The sequence below is a fragment of the Streptomyces vulcanius genome, assembly GCF_042653945.1.
Classification (GTDB): domain Bacteria; phylum Actinomycetota; class Actinomycetes; order Streptomycetales; family Streptomycetaceae; genus Streptomyces; species Streptomyces mangrovi.
Map to the genome: position 1 here is coordinate 66,562 of NZ_JBHSFK010000022.1, position 17,309 is coordinate 83,870.

The 17,309-nt window shown below is 70.8% G+C and carries 16 protein-coding genes; 7 read left to right on the top strand and 9 right to left on the bottom strand.

All coding sequences use genetic code 11. From position 1 onward, the window contains the following. Positions 1 to 7: 7 nt before the first annotated feature. From mqnC to ACFPIH_RS30370, 5 genes are all read right to left on the bottom strand, one after another. Positions 8 to 1,222, bottom strand: coding sequence for a cyclic dehypoxanthinyl futalosine synthase (gene mqnC / locus ACFPIH_RS30350; RefSeq protein WP_381179097.1), 1,215 nt, complete (start codon positions 1,220 to 1,222; stop codon positions 8 to 10). A gap of 75 nt (positions 1,223 to 1,297) precedes the next feature. Next, positions 1,298 to 2,176 (bottom strand): prepilin peptidase, encoded by an 879-nt coding sequence (locus ACFPIH_RS30355; RefSeq protein WP_381179100.1) that lies wholly within the window; start codon positions 2,174 to 2,176, stop codon positions 1,298 to 1,300. After that, on the bottom strand, positions 2,173 to 2,565 hold the full coding sequence (locus ACFPIH_RS30360) for a hypothetical protein (protein WP_381179103.1): 393 nt from the start codon (positions 2,563 to 2,565) through the stop codon (positions 2,173 to 2,175). The genes ACFPIH_RS30355 and ACFPIH_RS30360 overlap by 4 nt, the downstream gene beginning before the upstream one ends. Before the next feature lie 105 nt (positions 2,566 to 2,670). Beyond that, a complete protein-coding gene (locus ACFPIH_RS30365; protein ID WP_381179106.1) occupies positions 2,671 to 4,467 on the bottom strand; it encodes a serine/threonine-protein kinase in 1,797 nt (598 codons plus the stop codon). Between the two features lie 70 nt (positions 4,468 to 4,537). After that, on the bottom strand, positions 4,538 to 5,386 hold the full coding sequence (locus tag ACFPIH_RS30370; RefSeq protein ID WP_381179109.1) for a menaquinone biosynthetic enzyme MqnA/MqnD family protein: 849 nt from the start codon (positions 5,384 to 5,386) through the stop codon (positions 4,538 to 4,540). A 290-nt stretch (positions 5,387 to 5,676) separates the two neighbouring features. Between ACFPIH_RS30370 and ACFPIH_RS30375 the strand changes: the two genes are divergently transcribed. The 3 genes from ACFPIH_RS30375 to ACFPIH_RS30385 all read left to right on the top strand — a co-directional run bounded on the left by ACFPIH_RS30375 (position 5,677) and on the right by ACFPIH_RS30385 (position 8,384). Beyond that, complete coding sequence (locus tag ACFPIH_RS30375) at positions 5,677 to 5,880, top strand: cold-shock protein (RefSeq protein WP_003974443.1); 204 nt, start codon at positions 5,677 to 5,679, stop codon at positions 5,878 to 5,880. Between the two features lie 172 nt (positions 5,881 to 6,052). Next, the gene (locus ACFPIH_RS30380; RefSeq protein ID WP_381179113.1) at positions 6,053 to 6,697 is read left to right on the top strand and encodes a class I SAM-dependent methyltransferase; all 645 of its coding nucleotides are present in this window, start codon (positions 6,053 to 6,055) and stop codon (positions 6,695 to 6,697) included. Between the two features lie 313 nt (positions 6,698 to 7,010). Continuing rightward, positions 7,011 to 8,384, top strand: coding sequence for a DMT family transporter (locus ACFPIH_RS30385; protein WP_381179116.1), 1,374 nt, complete (start codon positions 7,011 to 7,013; stop codon positions 8,382 to 8,384). 68 nt (positions 8,385 to 8,452) lie between these two features. Here ACFPIH_RS30385 and ACFPIH_RS30390 read toward each other — a convergent pair whose 3' ends face one another. Beyond that, positions 8,453 to 8,944: a peptidylprolyl isomerase gene (locus ACFPIH_RS30390; protein WP_381179119.1), complete on the bottom strand. Its 492-nt coding sequence runs from the start codon at positions 8,942 to 8,944 to the stop codon at positions 8,453 to 8,455. A 45-nt stretch (positions 8,945 to 8,989) separates the two neighbouring features. Then, complete coding sequence (locus ACFPIH_RS30395; RefSeq protein ID WP_381179122.1) at positions 8,990 to 9,418, bottom strand: ATP-binding protein; 429 nt, start codon at positions 9,416 to 9,418, stop codon at positions 8,990 to 8,992. Between the two features lie 133 nt (positions 9,419 to 9,551). Between ACFPIH_RS30395 and ACFPIH_RS30400 the strand changes: the two genes are divergently transcribed. The 4 genes from ACFPIH_RS30400 (at position 9,552) to ACFPIH_RS30415 (ending at position 13,755) form a co-directional block, all read left to right on the top strand. Beyond that, a complete protein-coding gene (locus ACFPIH_RS30400) occupies positions 9,552 to 10,409 on the top strand; it encodes a helix-turn-helix domain-containing protein (RefSeq protein WP_381179125.1) in 858 nt (285 codons plus the stop codon). After that, entirely contained in the window at positions 10,406 to 10,645 is a 240-nt protein-coding gene (locus ACFPIH_RS30405; RefSeq protein WP_381179128.1) for a DUF397 domain-containing protein, read from the top strand. Before ACFPIH_RS30400 ends, ACFPIH_RS30405 begins: the two co-directional genes overlap by 4 nt. 79 nt (positions 10,646 to 10,724) lie before the next feature. Then, the gene (locus tag ACFPIH_RS30410) at positions 10,725 to 12,413 is read left to right on the top strand and encodes a PE-PGRS family protein (protein WP_381179131.1); all 1,689 of its coding nucleotides are present in this window, start codon (positions 10,725 to 10,727) and stop codon (positions 12,411 to 12,413) included. 412 nt (positions 12,414 to 12,825) lie between these two features. Further along, the gene (locus ACFPIH_RS30415) at positions 12,826 to 13,755 is read left to right on the top strand and encodes an aminoglycoside phosphotransferase family protein (protein WP_381179134.1); all 930 of its coding nucleotides are present in this window, start codon (positions 12,826 to 12,828) and stop codon (positions 13,753 to 13,755) included. 23 nt (positions 13,756 to 13,778) lie between these two features. Here ACFPIH_RS30415 and ACFPIH_RS30420 read toward each other — a convergent pair whose 3' ends face one another. Beyond that, the gene (locus ACFPIH_RS30420) at positions 13,779 to 15,695 is read right to left on the bottom strand and encodes an AMP-dependent synthetase/ligase (RefSeq protein WP_381179137.1); all 1,917 of its coding nucleotides are present in this window, start codon (positions 15,693 to 15,695) and stop codon (positions 13,779 to 13,781) included. 244 nt (positions 15,696 to 15,939) lie between these two features. Further along, positions 15,940 to 17,274 (bottom strand): acetyl-CoA C-acetyltransferase, encoded by a 1,335-nt coding sequence (locus ACFPIH_RS30425; RefSeq protein ID WP_381179140.1) that lies wholly within the window; start codon positions 17,272 to 17,274, stop codon positions 15,940 to 15,942. Between the last annotated feature and the right edge of the window lie 35 nt (positions 17,275 to 17,309).

Below are 17,309 nucleotides of genomic sequence, written 5' to 3' on the forward strand. Positions count from 1 at the left end.
CGGGTCGTCAGTTGGAGGCGAGGATCTTCAACTCGGGGTGGGCCGTGCCGCCTTCGATGGCGGTGGAGGAGATGTGCGAGGCGACGCGCTCGTCGACCGGGTCGTTCGCCGGGTCGTCGTGGACGACGAGGTGCTCGTAGGTCGTGGCGCGCTGGGCCGGCACCCGGCCCGCCTTGCGGATCAGGTCGATGATCTCCAGGCGGTTGGAGCGGTGCTTCGCGCCCGCCGAGGAGACCACGTTCTCCTCCAGCATGATCGAGCCGAGGTCGTCCGCGCCGTAGTGCAGGGAGAGTTGGCCGACCTCCTTGCCCGTGGTCAGCCAGGAGCCCTGGATGTGGGCGATGTTGTCCATGAAGAGGCGCGCGATGGCGATCATCCGCAGGTACTCGAAGATGGTCGCCTGCGTGCGGCCCTTCAGGTGGTTGTTCTCGGGCTGGTAGGTGTACGGGATGAAGGCGCGGAAGCCGCCCGTCCGGTCCTGTACGTCACGGATCATCCGCAGGTGCTCGATGCGCTCGGCGTTGGTCTCGCCGGTGCCCATGAGCATGGTCGAAGTGGACTCGACGCCCAGCCCGTGCGCGGTCTCCATGATCTCCAGCCAGCGCTCGCCGCTCTCCTTCAACGGGGCGATGGCCTTGCGGGGCCGCTCGGGGAGGAGTTCGGCGCCGGCGCCGGCGAAGGAGTCGAGGCCGGCCGCGTGGATGCGGGTGATGGCCTCGTCGACGCTCACGTTGGAAATCCGGGCCATGTGCTCGACCTCGGACGCGCCCAGCGAGTGGATCACCAGCTGGGGGAACTCCTTCTTGATGGCCGCGAAGTGCTTCTCGTAGTACTCCACGCCGTAGTCCGGGTGGTGGCCGCCCTGGAACATGATCTGGGTGCCGCCGAGTTCGACGGTCTCGGCGCAGCGGCGCAGGATGTCGTCCAGGTCGCGCGTCCAGCCCTTGGCCGTGTCCTTGGGGGCCGAGTAGAAGGCGCAGAACTTGCACGCGGTGACGCACACGTTCGTGTAGTTGATGTTCCGCTCGATGATGTACGTGGCGATGTGCTCGATGCCCGCGTACCGCTGTCGCCGTACCGCGTCGGCGGCGGCGCCCAGCGCGTGCAGGGGCGCGTCGCGGTAGAGGACGAGGGCCTCCTCCGGCGTGATCCGCCCACCGGCGGCGGCACGGTCGAGCACGGCTGTGACATCAACAGAGGTGAGGTCGGCCTTCTCGGTCACCGGATGCGTCCCTTTCGTCAAGGGTTGTGGACGGACGGAAAGCCAGCCTACGCCAGCGCCCTCACGGTCCCCGCCTCAGGCCGTGTACGCGCCGATCAGCAGCCCGGCGAAGGCGCCGACGAGCATGAAGGGCCCGAAGGCGATCGTCGTACGACGTCCCGCGCGCCGCGCGACGACGAGCGCGCCGCCGTAGAGCGCGCCGAGCAGGAACGCGGCGAAGGTGCCGAGCAGCATGGTCGGCCAGCCGTACCAGCCGAGGACGGCCCCGATACCGAGGGCCAGTTTGACGTCGCCGAAGGCGAGTCCGCCGGGGTTGAGGAGGTGGAGGAGGAGGTAGGCGGCGGCCAGGGCCGGTGCGCCCAGCAGGGCCCCCGTCCAGGTGCCGGCGTGCTCGGGCAGCAGGGCGACCGGGCCGAGGAGCGCGAGTGCGGAGGCCGCGAGGAGGAAGGTGAGCGGATCGGGCAGCCGCCGCACCCGTACGTCGACGACGGCCAGCAGTACCCCGACGGGCGCGAGCAGCAACCACGCCCCGAGCTCCGGCCGCACGCCGGTGGCCAGGGCGAGCGCGGCGCATACGGCGCCCGTGAGCGCGGGGAGGAGCAGGCCGCCGGGGCCGTACGACGCGGATGGCTCGGCCCGCGCGTCAGCCTCGGCATCCGGTGTCGCCGCCCGCGCCGCGAGACGGCCGCCGTCAGCCGCGGAAGCCGGTGCCTCCGCCGCGCAGGCCGCGCACCGCGCCCGCCCCACCCATCCCCGCAGCGGGTGTCCCGCCGGGCAGGCGTCGCGCCAGCCCTCCTCCGGAACATCAACCCCCTCCTCCCCCTCCCCCTCCCCTTCCTCCTGTACCGGCACGGAGAAGCGGTAGGCGGCGCGGGGCAGGAGGGAACCCGCCGCCACGCCCCACACCAGCGCGAGGAAGGCCAACAGGAGATCGCTGGGGGGTGTTGTGATCATCGCCGGCCCGCCCGGCTGCGCCGGCCGAGGTACCAGAGCCCGCCGGCCATCGCGACCGTCACCCCGTACGCCACCGCCACGCCGCCCGTGCCCGGGATGTACGCGCACGTCCCGGCGTCCGAGCGGCAGTTGCGGCCGGGCAGCGCGAGGATGACGGCGATCGGCACGCCGACGGCCACCGACCAGCAGACCCCCTGGCCCCGTCCCGTGAGCCGGTTGCCGCCGGCCCACCCGGCCAGGGACAGCAGTCCGAGGACCGCGCCGACCGTCCACCCTCCGCCCGGCACCTCGGCCAGCGCCGGTGCGGCCTCCCGCACGACACGCCTCAGCCCCCAGACCGCGAGGAGGACGACCCCGACGAAGACCGCCCCGATGAGCAGCGTGCCCACCAGCCCCAAGGCGTCCCGCGCCCGCAGCCTCCCCCGGTCCCGGTCCCGACCTCGATCCCGATCCCGGTCCCGGCCTCGATCCCGGCCCCGCCCCCGATTCGCCATCTACCGCACCTTCGACATGCGTGCCGTCGGGTTGCCCTCCGCAGAGCTGTCCGAGGTGTAGGTGAGGTCGTCGCCGGTCGGGGTGAAGCGGATGGTGTGCGGAGTCGGGTTGCAGCCCGAGTGGTTGGTCTTCGCGCCCACGGAGTCGGCGACGACTTCCTTCGCCGTCACCTTCTTCAGCGTCAGGACGTCCAAGCAGACCCCGCCGAGCACATCGGTCTGCCGCAGCTCGCCCAGCTTCTCGCCCACGTCCGCCTGTTTCAGGGTGACCCGGAAGGTGCCCATCGGGAGGGTGCCGCCGAGGCCGCTGCCCTCGCCCTGCCAGGTGCCGACGTAGCGGGCCGGGAGCGCGGTGGGCGCCGTGTCGCTCGCGGGGGCGCTCGAATAGGCCGACGGTTCGGAGGCCGCGGGGCCGTTGCCGGCGTCGGACCCGGCGTCGTCGTTGGCGCCGCCCGGCAGCAGTTGGAAGACGAAGACCGAACCCACCGTCACCACCGCCAGCGCCCCCGCGACCGCGAGCGCGACGGAGCAGCTCAGCCGCCGTCCGCGCCCGCCCTCACCGGGGACGGTGGAGGCCGACAGGCTGACGGAGACCTTCCCGGGGCGGGGAGCCTCTCTGGGCGTCGGCACGGCCGCCAGGGCAGGACCACCCGGAAGATCCACCGGGGTCGCGGGGCTCGCGTCCATCACCGGCGGCGGCCCGAACGCCCCGGCCGTCACGGGCTCCCCAGCCGAACCGGCCGTCGCAGACTCACCAACCGACCCGACCGAACCGACCGAACCTACCGACCCAACCGGCCCGACCGACCCAATCGGCCCGACCGACCCGGGCTCCCCTTCCGTCACCGCCGTGCTGCTGAATCCGACGGGCCCCGAGGGGACCGCCTCCGCCGCCTCCAGGTTCAGCAGCTGTACGGCGCTCCGCCCGACCTGCTCCACCAGCGCCCCCGGCAGCCACCCGGCCGCGACCAGCCGGGCCGCTCCCTCGGGGGCGAGCCGTCGGGCCACCTCGCCGGGGGCGGGACGGACGGCGGGGTCCTTGGCGAGGCAGGCCTCGACGACCTCCCGCAGCGGCCCGTCGCCCAGTTTCCCCAGCTCAGGCTCCTCGTGGACGACCTTGTAGAGCAGCGCGGCCGACGAGTCCCCCGGGAACGGCGGCTCGCCGGTCGCCGCGTACGCCAGCACCGCGCCGAGCGAGAAGACGTCGGCCGCGCCCGACAAGGCACCGCCCTTGCCGAGGATCTGCTCGGGGGCCATGTAGCCGGGGGAGCCGACGGAGACGCCGGTCGAGGTGAGCGAGGAGGTGCCGTCCGTGGCACGGGCGATGCCGAAGTCGATGAGCAGCGGGCCGTCCACGGTCAGCAGCACGTTGGACGGCTTGACGTCCCGGTGCACAAGGCCCAGGTCGTGCACCGCCGCCAGCGCCTCCGCGAGCCCCGCGCCCAGCACCCGCACGGTGTGCTCCGGCAGTGCCCCCTCGGCGGAGGCGACGGCCGCGGCCAGCGAAGGACCGGCCGCGTAGGCCGTCGCGACCCAGGGGACCGCGGCCTCGGGGTCGGCGTCGAGGACGGGTGCGGTCCACGCGCCGCCGACCCGCCGCGCCGCGTCGACCTCGCGCCGGAAGCGGGTGCGGAACTCGTCGTCGAGCGCGAGGTGCGGATGCACGATCTTCACGGCGACCGTGCGCCCCCCGGCGCTGCGCCCCAGGTAGACCCGGCCCATTCCGCCCGAGCCGAGCCGGCCGAGAAGCCGGTAGGGCCCGACGGCCGTGGGTTCGTCGGCTCCGAGCGGCTGCATGAATGTCCACCCCTCCCCCGTAGGACGCGGAACTCGCAATTCGCAATTCGCAGGCAGCGTAGTGCCGACGTCAGTCCCGCAGCAGCTCCACTTTCACGTCCGCCGGGAAACCCGTGGTGGGACCGACCCTGCGCGCGAACTCCGCGACCGCCGCCAGCTGGGGGCCGCCGAAGCGGAAGTCGAGGGTGGTGAAGTACCGCTCCAGGACCTGCTCGTCGAACGCCTCCCAGCGGGCCGCCTGCTCGGCGACCTTGCCGACCTCCTCCAGGGAGACGTTGCGGGAGGTGAGGAAGGCCTGGTGGACGTCGCGGGTGAGGGCCGGCTCCCGGTCCAGGTAGTCCCGGCGGGCGGCCCAGACGGCGAACACGAAGGGCAGGCCGGTCCACTCCTTCCACAGGGTGCCGAGGTCGTGCACCTGGAGGCCGAAGCGGGGTGCGTCGACCAGGTTGGCGCGCAGGGCCGCGTCCCCGATGAGTACGGCCGCCTCGGCGTCCTGCATCATCAGGCTGAGGTCGGGCGGACATGTGTAGTAGTCGGGTCGTACGCCGAAACGGTCGGCCAGCAGCAGCTGGGCCAGGCGTACGGAGGTGCGCGAGGTGGAGCCGAGGGCGACGCGCGCCCCGTCCAGTTCCTCCAGCGGGACCTGCGAGACGATCACGCAGGACATGACCGGTCCGTCGCAGCCGACCGCGATGTCGGGGAAGGCGACCAGGTCGTCGGCGTTCCTGAGGAACTCGACCAGGGTGATGGGCCCGATGTCGAGGTCCCCGCGTACCAGCTTCTCGCTGAGCTTCTCCGGGGTGTCCTTCGTGAGCTCGAAGTCGAGGAGCGTGCCGGTTCTCGCGAGCCCCCAGTACAGGGGCAGGCAGTTCAGGAACTGGATGTGGCCGACGCGCGGCCGGGTGCGAGAATTGTCCACATCGCGAGGCTAGACCTCGTCCGGTACTCTGCGGACTCCGCCCCCCGGGTCAACTGCTTCACGAGATGTTCAAACATCCGGGTGACGTGATCTTGACCCCTATTGCATTCGGCTGCCCACATGCTAGGCTCGCCGCAAGTTGCAGTTTGGTTTCCCTTGCAGTACAGAGCCTGCGGAGCGCATGTAACCGCGGGCTCTTGACGTTTTCAGACGTATGCAGTTGTGCGGCACTCGCTTTTCACACTTGCAGGTTCTGGAGCAGGGCAACCCTTTGGGCCCAAGGAGGGCTTATGGCTACCGGAACCGTGAAGTGGTTCAACGCCGAAAAGGGCTTTGGCTTCATCGCCCAGGAAGGCGGCGGCCCCGACGTCTTCGTCCACTACTCCGCGATCAACGCACAGGGATTCCGTTCCCTCGAGGAGAACCAGCAGGTCTCCTTCGACGTCACGCAGGGCCCGAAGGGTCCGCAGGCGGAGAACGTCACCCCCGTGTGATTGTCACACCTCGTGTGATCGCATTCTGAGTGCAGCACCCAAGGAGCCCCGTGCCGAAAGGCACGGGGCTCCTGCCTTTGGCCTCGCGCCCCGGCCATCGCCCCGGCCATCGCCCCGACTGTCGGCCCGACTGTCGGCCCGGCTGTCAGTGGGGGCCTCTAGGGTCCCCGGCATGACCGAGAAAGACACACGCACCTTCTACGACGCCATCGCCGAGGACTACGCCGACCGTTTCCGCACCGATCTCGCCGACAAACCTCTGGAGCGGGCTGTCCTCACCGCCTACGCCGAGCTGGTCGGCGTAGGCGGCCGGGTGGCGGATCTGGGCTGCGGGCCCGGCCGGACGACGGGACTCCTGGCGTCGCGCGGGCTGACGATGTCCGGCCTCGACCTCTCCGAGTCGTTTCTGGCGATCGCGCGCCGCGAGAACCCGGGGATCCCCTTCGCCCAGGGATCGATGCTGAGGCTGCACGAACACGGCTACGACGACGCCTCGCTCGACGGCGTCCTGTCCTTCTACTCCTCGATCCACACCCCTGTGGACGAGCTTCCCGCCCTCTTCGCGGAGTTCCACCGCGTCCTGCGCCCGGGCGGCCCGCTCCTCCTGGCCTTCCAGGTCGGCGACGAGCCCCGCCACCACGACCGCCCCTGGGGCCACCCGGTCACCCTGGACTTCGAGCGCCGCCGTCCGGAGCGGATGACGGAGCTGCTGCGGGCGGCCGGCTTCACCCTGGTGTCCTGCACGGTGCGCGAGCCGATCCCGGACAGCGACGAGAGGACCCCGCACGCCTTCCTGATCACCAGGCGAGCCGCCTAGCCGCCCGGCCTTTCCCGCGCCGGGACCCTTGCACGTTCTTCCCTCCTGGCATGGTGCCCGCGTGCACTCTTCTCCCCTCCCCCGACCGGGATCCGTCGCGGCTTCGGCCGTCCCGGCAACGCCGTGACCAGGGGTGATCAGGTCTCCGGGCAGTGAACGGTTCGTTCCGGCTCCCCGTCCGGCGCGCGAGCAGGGGACTGAACCGGCGGTATGAGGTGCGCATCCTCAGGTGGTGACGCCGCGCTGCTCACAAGGCAGTGCGGCGCACGCCCACCCGCACACCTCTCATTCGCCATGAAAGTTCGCCTTCACCATGCGCACAAAGCTCGACGCAGCCTCCATCACCGCCGTGCTGGTGACGGTGGGCGCGTTCTCCGCCACCGCGCCGTTGACCGCGTTCGCCACGGGTCCCGCGCTCGCACTGGCACTGGGCCGCAACGCGCTGGGGCTCCTCACCCTCGGACCGGTGGTCGTGCTGATCCGCCGGGGCGAGTTCAGGAAGGTCTTCCGCAGAGAGCGTTTCATCGTGCGGAAGGAGCAACGCCGAGGCGCGCTGTACGGATTCCTCGCCGGTACGGCGCTGGCCGCGCACTTCGCCACGTTCATGACCAGTACCCGGATGACCAGTGTCGCCATGGCCACCGCCCTGGTCGCCACCCAGCCCGTCTGGCAGGCCCTCATCTCGACGTTCCAGGGCAACCGGCTCCCGCGCGTGACCTGGACGGGTCTCGCCGTCTCGGTGGCGGGCGCGGCCCTCGCCAGCGGCATGGACGGACGGTCGGGCACAGAGGCCCTCGTCGGTGACGCGCTGGCCCTCGTGGGCGCCATCACCCTCGCGGGCTACACGGCGTTCAGCGAGCAGGCCCGCCCCGACGTCAGCACCATGACCTACTCGGTGCTGTGCTCCTTGGTGTGCACGGTGGAGCTGCTGGTCCTTTGCCTGGTCACCGGAACCCCCTTGGTCACCTTCGACGGCAACACCTGGCTCGCGCTGCTGGGTCTCCTCGTCTTCCCCCAGCTGCTCGGCCTGTTCTCACTGAACTTCGCCCTCGGCCGGGCGCCGGCCACGGCGGTGAGCGTGCTGCTCCTGCTGGAGGCCCCCGTGGCCGCGTTGATCGCCTGGCTGTGGCTCGATCAGCTGCCCGGAGGGAGCGCGTGGCCGGGACTCATCATGATCATGCTGGGTGTGGTCGTGGTGGTGGTCGGAGACGCCCGGCGGGTGGATCCGACGGCGGACGGCGCCGACGGGACACGCCGTTCCCTCGCGATCACGCAGCACGGTCTCCTCGCCCTCGGTCCCCGGCCCGGCGAAGACATCCACACCCGCCTGTGGCGCGAAGCCCGTGCGGGACGTTTCGCCGAGGTCGAGGCCATCGTGCGGAGGCAGGAGAACCAGGCCGTGCGCCTGCACGGCGCCAAGTCCACCGAGGCCACGCACTGGATCGAGGTACGGGCCGAGGTCGCCCGTATCGCCGGGAACCACGGCCTCTCCGCCCAGTTGTGGCTGACCGCCGCCCGGTTCCACTCCTCCGGGCCGCATCCGGATCCCCGCACCGCGCGCACCTGCCTCGACCACGCCCACCAGGAGTGGTCCAAGGTCACGGACCCGGCCGTCGCCGCCACGCTGGCTCAGGGGTTCCGGGCGATGTACGAGAGACCCCCGGAGCAGCACGCGGCGCGGGACTGACGTCCTCGTACGAGCGCGCGGCGGGCACCCGCACGTGGTGCCCGCCGCAGTCGCCTGTCGGCGGTGTCTCAGACGGTGCCGGAGTCCGCGATGGTGACCTTGGCCGAGGTGCGGCCGGACTGGCTGCCCAGGCCCTCGATCGTCTTGACGATGTCCAGACCCTCGACGACCTCGCCGAAGACGACGTGCTTGCCGTCCAGCCAGGAGGTCACGATGGTGGTGATGAAGAACTGCGAGCCGTTGGTGTTCTTACCGGCGTTGGCCATGCTGAGCAGGCCCGGCTTGGTGTGCTTCAGCTGGAAGTTCTCGTCCTGGAACTTCTCACCGTAGATGCTCTTGCCGCCCGTGCCGTCGCCGCGGGTGAAGTCGCCGCCCTGGAGCATGAAGTCGGGGATGACCCGGTGGAAGGACGAGCCCTTGTAGCCGAAGCCGTGCGCACCGGTGGCCAGCTCGCGGAAGTTGCGGGCGGTCTTGGGCACGACGTCGTCGTACAGCTTGAAGACGATGCGCCCGGCGGGCTCGTCGTTGATGGTGATGTCGAAGTAAACGTTGTCGCTCATGGGGCCCATAATTCCTCGCCCGGCCCGTCTTCCGGAAATCCGGCACTACGAGAGCCGTACTTCCGCCCACACCGTCTTCCCCACCTCCCGCTCCGTGACGCCCCAGGCGCGGGACAGAACCGTCACGACGATCAGGCCCCGGCCGCCCTCCGCGTCCGCGTCCCGCACGATCCGCAGGCTCCGGTCACCCCGCGTGTCGCTCACCTCCACCCGCACGGTGTCCTCCGTGAGCAGCAGCAGCCGCAGCTCGAAGTCCCGGCCGGGCACGCGTCCGTGCGTGACGGCGTTGGCGGCCAGCTCGGCGACCACCTGCTGCACGGTGTGGTTGCCGTCGCCGCCGTACGGGTGCCCCCACGCCGTGAGCTGCTGCGCGGCCAGCCGCCGAGCCAGACGGGCGCCGCGCGGAGTGGAGCTGAAGCGCAGGGTCATATCACCGAGGGGGGTGGAGATCTGGGTGGAGATTTCGGAGTTCACCTGACTCAGCGTGGCCGGTTGTATCTACGCTGGCCAGGAGCGACTTGGCGACTCTGTGTAGCCGTACGGCTGCGGTGCGAGGCGTGTACGGGCCGTCGGTCGTGACCACGAAGACGTGAAGGCGGTGGGGTGAGTGACGGATGAGCGCAGGCCGGAGACACCGGCGGAGGCCGACGGCACGACGGGGCTGCTCACGGCCCTGGGCAAGATGATGAAACTCCTGCGGGAGCGGAAGGGGCTGACGCAGAAGCAGTTCGGCGAGATGGTGGGGTACGGGCCGGATGCCATCTCCTCGATGGAGCGGGGGGTACGGACGATCCGTCCGGAGGTGTTGGAGCAGGCGGATGCGCTGTTGGAGGCCGGGGGGTTGTTCTTGGAGGCGATCCCCGAGGTGAGGGAGGCGATGGCCAAGGTTCGGACGCGGCATCCGGAGTGGTACCGGGGCTATGCGGCCATGGAGGCGGAGGCGGTGGAGCTGCACCAGTACTCCATCAACGCGGTGCACGGGTTGCTCCAGACCGAGGCCCACGCCCACGCGGTGTTCGCCAAGCGGCGTCCCTTCCTGGACGAGGAGACGATCGAGAAGCGGGTGGCCGACAGGCTCTCGCGGCAGCAGCTCTTCAGCCGTCGACCTGCGCCGGTTGTCAGCTACGTGATCGAGGAGCACGTGCTGGACCGGCCGATCGGCGGACGGGAGGTCCACGCGGAGCAGTTGCGGCACTTGCTGACGGTCAGCCACATGCAGAACGTGGAGATCCAGGTGATGCCGACCAGGGTGGAGGAACACCCCAACATGGACAGCGCGTTCAACCTCCTGGCCCCCAAGAAGCACCCGCAGGTGGCCTACACCGAAGCGCAGGGATATCCCCGGCTGATCACCGACCCTGAAGAGGTCCGGAAGATCGCCGACCGCTATGGGATCATGCGGGCGGTGGCTCTCCCGCCAAGGGAGACCCGCACGTTGATCGAGAAGAAGCTGGAGGAGCTATGAGCACCGAGGAACTCGCCTGGTTCAAGTCCAGCTACAGCAGCGGCGAGGGCGGTGATTGCGTGGAAGCCGCCTACACCTGGCGCAAGTCGACGTACAGCGGCGGTGAAGGCGGCGAATGCCTCGAAGTGGCTGTCTGCCCCCACACCATCCACATCCGCGACTCCAAGAACCCCGCCGGTCCGCAGCTCACCCTCTCCTCCCCCGCCTGGGCGGAATTCCTCACGTACGCCAGGTGAACGTGAGGGCAACGCTCTGCCCCGGTAGGCGCCCCTTCCGCTCTGGTGCCGTGACCGGGGCCGGGGTCAGCCTGGAGGGATGCACGCACAGCGACAGCAGCGGCAGCAGGATCGGGACACCGAACAGAAGCGCCCGAAGACCCCGTCGCGGAACGTGAAAGACCCCACCGGCATGCTGGCGCTCCAGCGCGCCGCCGGCAACCGGGCCGTGACGGCGACGGTCCAGCGGATGGTGGACGAGGAGACGGCGGCAAGCCCGCCCCTCGACGAGGCGTCCTTGGAGACGTCCACCGACCCTGACGCGGTGATGGTCCGGCTGGCCCGGTCGATCGAGAAGTACGCGCTCCAGGAGAAGCGGAAGTTCAACATCTGGGAGCCGCACAAGTTGTGGCCCGAGGAGTGGCTGCTCCCCAACGACAGGATGCGGTGGGTCCTGGAGCGGCGGCTGCAACTCGGCGAGATCTTCCGGGGGCAGGAACTCTCGGACATCGAACTCCTGTCGTCGCAGCGACCGGCGTGGCTGAACAGCGTGGGCATCGGCACCATGGCGGAGGGCCACAAGATCGCCACCGGCCAGCGAGGCACCGCCGCCGAGGACACGAGCACCGGCAAGGGCAAGGGCAAGGCCACGGAGCAGAAGCCCGACTACACGGACTGGCTGAAGCTCACCCCGGGCCGACGCATCCTCGCCGCGACGCTCGGCTTCGGGACCCAGCGGCCCACCGGCGGCGCCCCCATCCCGATCAACCCCGCCTACACTCTGGGCCGTTTCATGCGGACGCAAGGGCTGCCCAAGAACGATGAGGAGCGCCAGGGACTGGAGGAGGAGCGGGACACGCAGATCCGGGAGACGGCCCTCGACTCCCTGGTTCCGAAGAGCGTGCGGGCGGACCAGAAGCACCCGGAGGGCGACACAAAGCCGACGGAACAGCACACCTCACAGGACGCCTTCGCCCGGGAAATCCTCACCAACGTCCTGATCATCCTTCAGGAGGGCCTGAAGGTCTTCGACAAGAAGAAGGACCAGCACGTCGACTACCGGGAGGGCGACGTCATCCGGGCCCTCGCGCACGGCGGACGCGTGAACATCCGTATCCCCGCCCTCCGGTCCGGCGAGAACGACCATCAGCTGCTCGACTTCCTCGGCATCACCCAGAAGGGTGTCCAGGACCCGCGCGTCACGAACCGTGGGTTCGCCACGCACCGCTCGTCCATCGGCGAGAACAAGGGCGACACGCCCGGCAGTTTCGTGGAGAAGGGCGGCGTCGGGGCGTCGCTGACGAATATCGCCTCCAAGGGCCTGCCGATCGCCACCCCGAAGATCCTGGGGGTCGACCAGGCGATCGGCGGCATGGGCACCAAGGACTGGAACGGGGACGTCGTCCTCCCGAACGGTTCCTACGGCCACATGCTCCTGGTGTTCACCGCGCCGACCCGTGTCACGGACGGCTCCCTGCTGGTCGGCATCGAGACGATCGCGCCGCACGCCTACAGCCCGGTCGGCTACCACCACGGCATCAAGTCCACGGAGGCGACCGCCAACCCCGAGTCCCCCTTGCACGGCCACAAGCCGGACAAGATCGGCGAAGGCAAGCTGAAGGAGAACCAGCGGCTGGTGGAGCTGGGGAAGATGGGCGGCGGCAAGGGCTGGCACACCTTCCTCGACGAGATCAAGCAGGGCTGGGCGGACAAGCTCAAGAAGGCCCAGAGCCCGGCGGAACAGCGGAAGCTCTACCAGGAGCTGGTCGGCCCCCGGAAACCGGAATAGCCGCCCGGTCCAACGGCGCGCTGCGGACGGACGCGGACGAGGCACGGCTCAACCCGCAGCCGCTGCCGCCGCACGAGGGCCTGTGGCAGTCGGTCCACGCCACCTACGTCTCGGTCGCGGAGGCCACGATCGCCGCGAGCCTGGCGGGCGGCGACCCCACCGCGATCCTCAGGGAGGTCGGGAACGACATCTGTCCCCCGCCGCCCAAGCGCCCCATCCCCAGGAAGTGGCCCGTCCCGCTCCAGCTGCGGCAGGCGCTCGCCGTCGACGAGGCGGCCGTCGCACCAGCCGTCCTCGCCACGGCCGCGCTCGTCTTCCAGTCCTACGCCAGCCGTACCACGGACGTGCCGCTGAGCACCGGCTTCGCCGAACTGGCCGACAGGCTCACGGAAGCGGTGCTGACAATGGACGCATGATCGAGGTACCGGAGACGTTCGTCCGCACCACCGTCGACCGCGAGGGGGAGCCCGGCGCCCACTGGCTCGCCGGGCTTCCCGCCCTCCTCGGGGAGTTGACCGACCGGTGGGGCTGCGTGCCCGACGGTGACGTGGTGCACGGCGGCGTCGGGATCGTCGTACCCGTCGCGACGCCCGATCACGGTCCCGCCGTGATCAAGGTGTCGTACCCGCATCCCGGGAACGACCACGAGCCCGACGCCTTCGCCGCCTGGGGCGGGCACGGTGCCGTACGGCTCTACGCGCGCGACGACTCGCGGTACGCCATGCTGCTGGAACGGGTGCACAGCGATTCGCTCGCCGAGGTCGAGGACGTCGAGGAGGTCGCCCGGGTCGCGGGGCGGGTCGCCCGGCGGCTGGCCGTACCGGCGCCCTCGGCGGAACTGCCCCGGCTGCGGGACATGGTGGCGAGGTGGGCCGATGAACTCCGGCTCGACCGGCGGGAGTTGGAGCACGCGCTCCCGGGCCGCGTTATCGACGCCGCCCTCGCCACCGCCCGCGAACTCGGGCCCTCACAACCGTCGTTGCTCGTCCACGGCGACCTCCACGCCCGTAACATCCTGCGCGCGGAGCGGGAGCCATGGCTCGCGGTCGATCCCAAGGGGTGGGTGGGGGATCCGGCGTACGACGCGGGCACGCTCCTCAAGCCCCTCGCCCTGCGCATCCTGCCCGCCGACGCCCTGAAGACCGCCCACCGGCTGATGGACCTCTTCTCCGAGGAGGCGGGGCTCGACCGCGAACGGGTCGGCCGCTGGGCACACTTCCAGATCGTCCGGGCCTGCTTCTGGGGCCGCCGCCACGGCTTCCGCGTCGCCCGCGCCGGCACCCGGCTCGACGCCGTCACCCGCCTCGCCGACCACTTCGCCGAACTCCTCACCCCGGCCTGAGAACTTGACGGCGTTCGCGGCCGTCACTCCCCGTACAGGCCCTCCACCTCTGTCACGTGGTCCCGCAGGATTGCCTCCCGGCGGAGTTTCATCGAAGGGGTGAGGTGGCCCGAGATTTCTGTGAAATCGCTGGTCAGGACGGTGAAGCGGCGGATCGACTCCGGGCGGGAGACCAGTTTGTTGGCCTCGTCCACCGCTCGCTGGAGGACGGCGTAGAGCTCCTCGTCGCCGAGGAGGAGCTCCACCGGGACCGGGTGTTTGCCGTTCATGTTGCGCCAGTGGGTGAGGCCGTCGGGGTCGAGGGTGAGGAGGGCGGAGACGTAGGGGCGGCCGTCGCCGAGAACCATGGCCTGGGAGATCAGGGGGTGGGAGCGGAGCCAGTTCTCCAGGGGCGCGGGGGCCACGCTCTTGCCGCCCGCCGTGATGATCATTTCCTTCTTGCGGCCGGTGATCGTGAGGTAGCCCTCGTCGTCCAGTTCGCCTATGTCGCCCGTGGCGAGCCAGCCGTCGGGGGCGGCCGGGACCACCCCGCCGGCCGAGGGGTCCCAGTAGCCGCGCAGGACGTGGTCGCCGGCGATCAGGATCTCACCGTCGGCGGCTATGCGGATCTTCGTGCCGGGGAGGGGCCAGCCGACCGTTCCGAGGCGGGGTTTGAGGGGCGGGGTGACGGTGGACGCGCCGGTGGTCTCCGTCAGGCCGTAGCCCTCGTAGATCTCTATGCCCGCGCCCAGGTAGAAGGCGGACAGGGGGCGGCCGAGCGGGGAGCCGCCGCAGATGGCGTGGCGGACCCGGCCGCCCATGGCGTTGCGGATGCGGCGGTAGACGAGGGGGTCGTAGAAGGCGCGGGCGGCGCGGAGGGTGGCGCCGGGGCCGTGGCCGGAGCCGGTCTTCTGGGCCTCGATCGCCTCGCCGTAGCGGCGGGCCACCGACACCGCCCGGTCGAACTTGGAGAGCCGGCCGCCGGCCTCGGCTCTCGCGCGGGCCGTGTTGAAGATCTTCTCCAGCATGTACGGGATGGCGAGGAGACAGGTGGGACGGAACGCGGCGAGGTCGGGCAGGAGCCGGTCGGGCTTGAGGCTCGGGGCATGGCCGAGGCGGACCCGGGCCCGGACGCAGGCGATGGCCACCATCCGGCCGAAGACATGGGACATCGGCAGGAAGAGGAGGACCGAGATGTCCTCGCCCGGCTGCTTGAAGATCGGGTAGAGGAGTTCGATCGCGTTGTCGATCTCGGCGAAGAAGTTGCCGTGGGAGATCGCGCAGCCCTTGGGGCGGCCGGTGGTGCCGGAGGTGTAGATGAGGGTGGCGAGGGTGTCGGGTCCCAACACGCCCCGCCGGACCGCCACTTCGCCGTCGGGTACGTGTTCGCCCGCCTCCGCGAGCCGGTCCACGTGGCCCTTCTCCATCACCCACAGATGCTGGAGGTCGGGCAGCCGGTCGCGTTCGGGACCGACCGCGGCGGCCTGGCCGACCGTCTCGGTGACGAGGGCGACCGCGCCGGAGTCCTGGAGGATCCAGCGGGTCTGGAAGACGGAGGAGGTGGGGTAGATGGGCACGGTGACCAGGCCGGCCGCCCACGCGGCGAAGTCGAGCAGCGTCCACTCGTACGTCGTCGGGGCCATGATGGCGATCCGGTCACCCGGCATCAGCCCCTCCGCGATCAGCCCCTTGGCCACGGCCTGGACCTGCGCCGCGAACTCTTCCGCCGTGATGTCGCTCCACTCGCCGCCCTCGCGGTCCCGGCGGCTGATGACCACCTCCTGCGGGGCGGCGGCGGCGTTGTCGTAGGGCAGGTCGGCGAGGGACCCGTAGGTGACCGGATGCGCGAACGCCGGTACGGACGCCTCCCGTACGGCGCCGTCCAGCCGCCGCGTCTCGGGTTCCACGAGGGAGGGGGACGCGTGGTCGAAGTCGGCGGAGGTGGCGTGGGACGTGGACACGGGCGGCTCCCTGGGCGTGCAGCGAAAAAGAACTGCTTGCTGCCTGACGTACGTACCTCGGGTATGGAGGCGTTCACCGGGATGACACCGAAGTAAGGGGTTACCACCGGTTAGGTACGGGATCGTACGGGGCTGGCGTGGGGGGCTTGTGCGTGTTCGGGAATGATCAGGGGGTGGGGGTGTGCAGTCTCGGGGGTTATGTGACGAACGTTCAGGTTCGTTCGTCAATCCCCCTGATTCTCCGTCAAGGACGCTCCAGCACCGCCGTCACCCCCTGTCCGCCCGCCGCGCAGATCGAGATCAGCCCACGCCCGGGACGGCCCCGTTCGGCCAGCAGCTTCGCCAGCGTCGCGACGATCCGCGCGCCGGTCGCCGCGAACGGATGCCCGGTGGCGAGGGAGGAGCCGGCGACGTTCAGCCGCGACCGGTCCACCGGCGCGAGCCCCTGCTTCTCCCACGCGGCCAGCGTCGCCAGCACCTGGGAGGCGAACGCCTCGTGGATCTCGACGAAGTCGAAGTCCTCGATGGTCAGCCCGGTCCGGGCCAGCATGCGCGGGACCGCGTACGCGGGGGCCATCAGCAGACCGACCTCGCCGCCCGCGACATCGCCGCGTACGAAGTCCACGGCGGCCGTCTCGTACGCCGCCAGGTAGGCGAGCGGTTCCAGGCCCCGGGTCTCGGCCCACTCCTCCGAGGCGAGCAGGACGACCGCCGCGCCGTCGGTGAGCGGGGTGGAGTTGCCCGCGGTCATGGTCGGTTCCGGCCCGCCCTCGGGGGCGTCGAGCCCGAACACCGGCTTCAGCGCGGCGAGTTTCTCGGGTGTGGAGTCCGGGCGCAGGTTCTGGTCGCGGGTCAGGCCGCGGAAGGGGACCACCAGGTCGTCGAAGAAGCCGCGTTCGTACGCCGCCGCCAGCCGCTGGTGACTGGTCGCCGCGAGTTCGTCCTGGGCCTCGCGTTCGACGCCCCAGACGCGGGCGGTGACCGCGGCGTGCTCGCCCATGGATCTGCCGGTGCGCGGCTCGGCGTTGCGCGGGATGTCGGGGATCAGATGGGCGGGGCGGATCCGGGTCAGGGCCTTGAGGCGGGCGCCGGTGGACTTGGCCCGGCGGGCCTCCAGGAGGACGCGGCGCAGTTGGTCGTTGACGCCGAGCGGGGCGTCGCTGGCGGTGTCGGCGCCGCCCGCGACGGCCGAGTCGGTCTGGCCGAGGGCGATCTTGTTGGCGGCGGCGATGACGGCCTGCAGACCGGTGCCGCACGCCTGCTGGATGTCGTACGCCGGGGTGCGCGCGTCCAGCTTCGAGCCGAGGACGGTCTCGCGGGCGAGGTTGAAGTCGCGGCTGTGCTTGAGGACGGCGCCGGTGACCACCTCGCCGACGACTCCGGGGACGTCGAGGCCGTAGCGGATCGCGAGGCCGTTCACCGCCGCCGTGAGCATGTCCTGGTTGGAGGCGGTGGCGTACGGGCCGTCGGCGCGGGCGAAGGGGACCCGGGTACCGCCGACGACCGCGACGCGGCGGGCGCGCGGGGGCTCGACCGGGGGCTTCGGGGCGTCGTCACGCACCAGCTCCAGGGGACTCATCTCGACCTGCTCCTCACCCTTGACCTAGACTTACC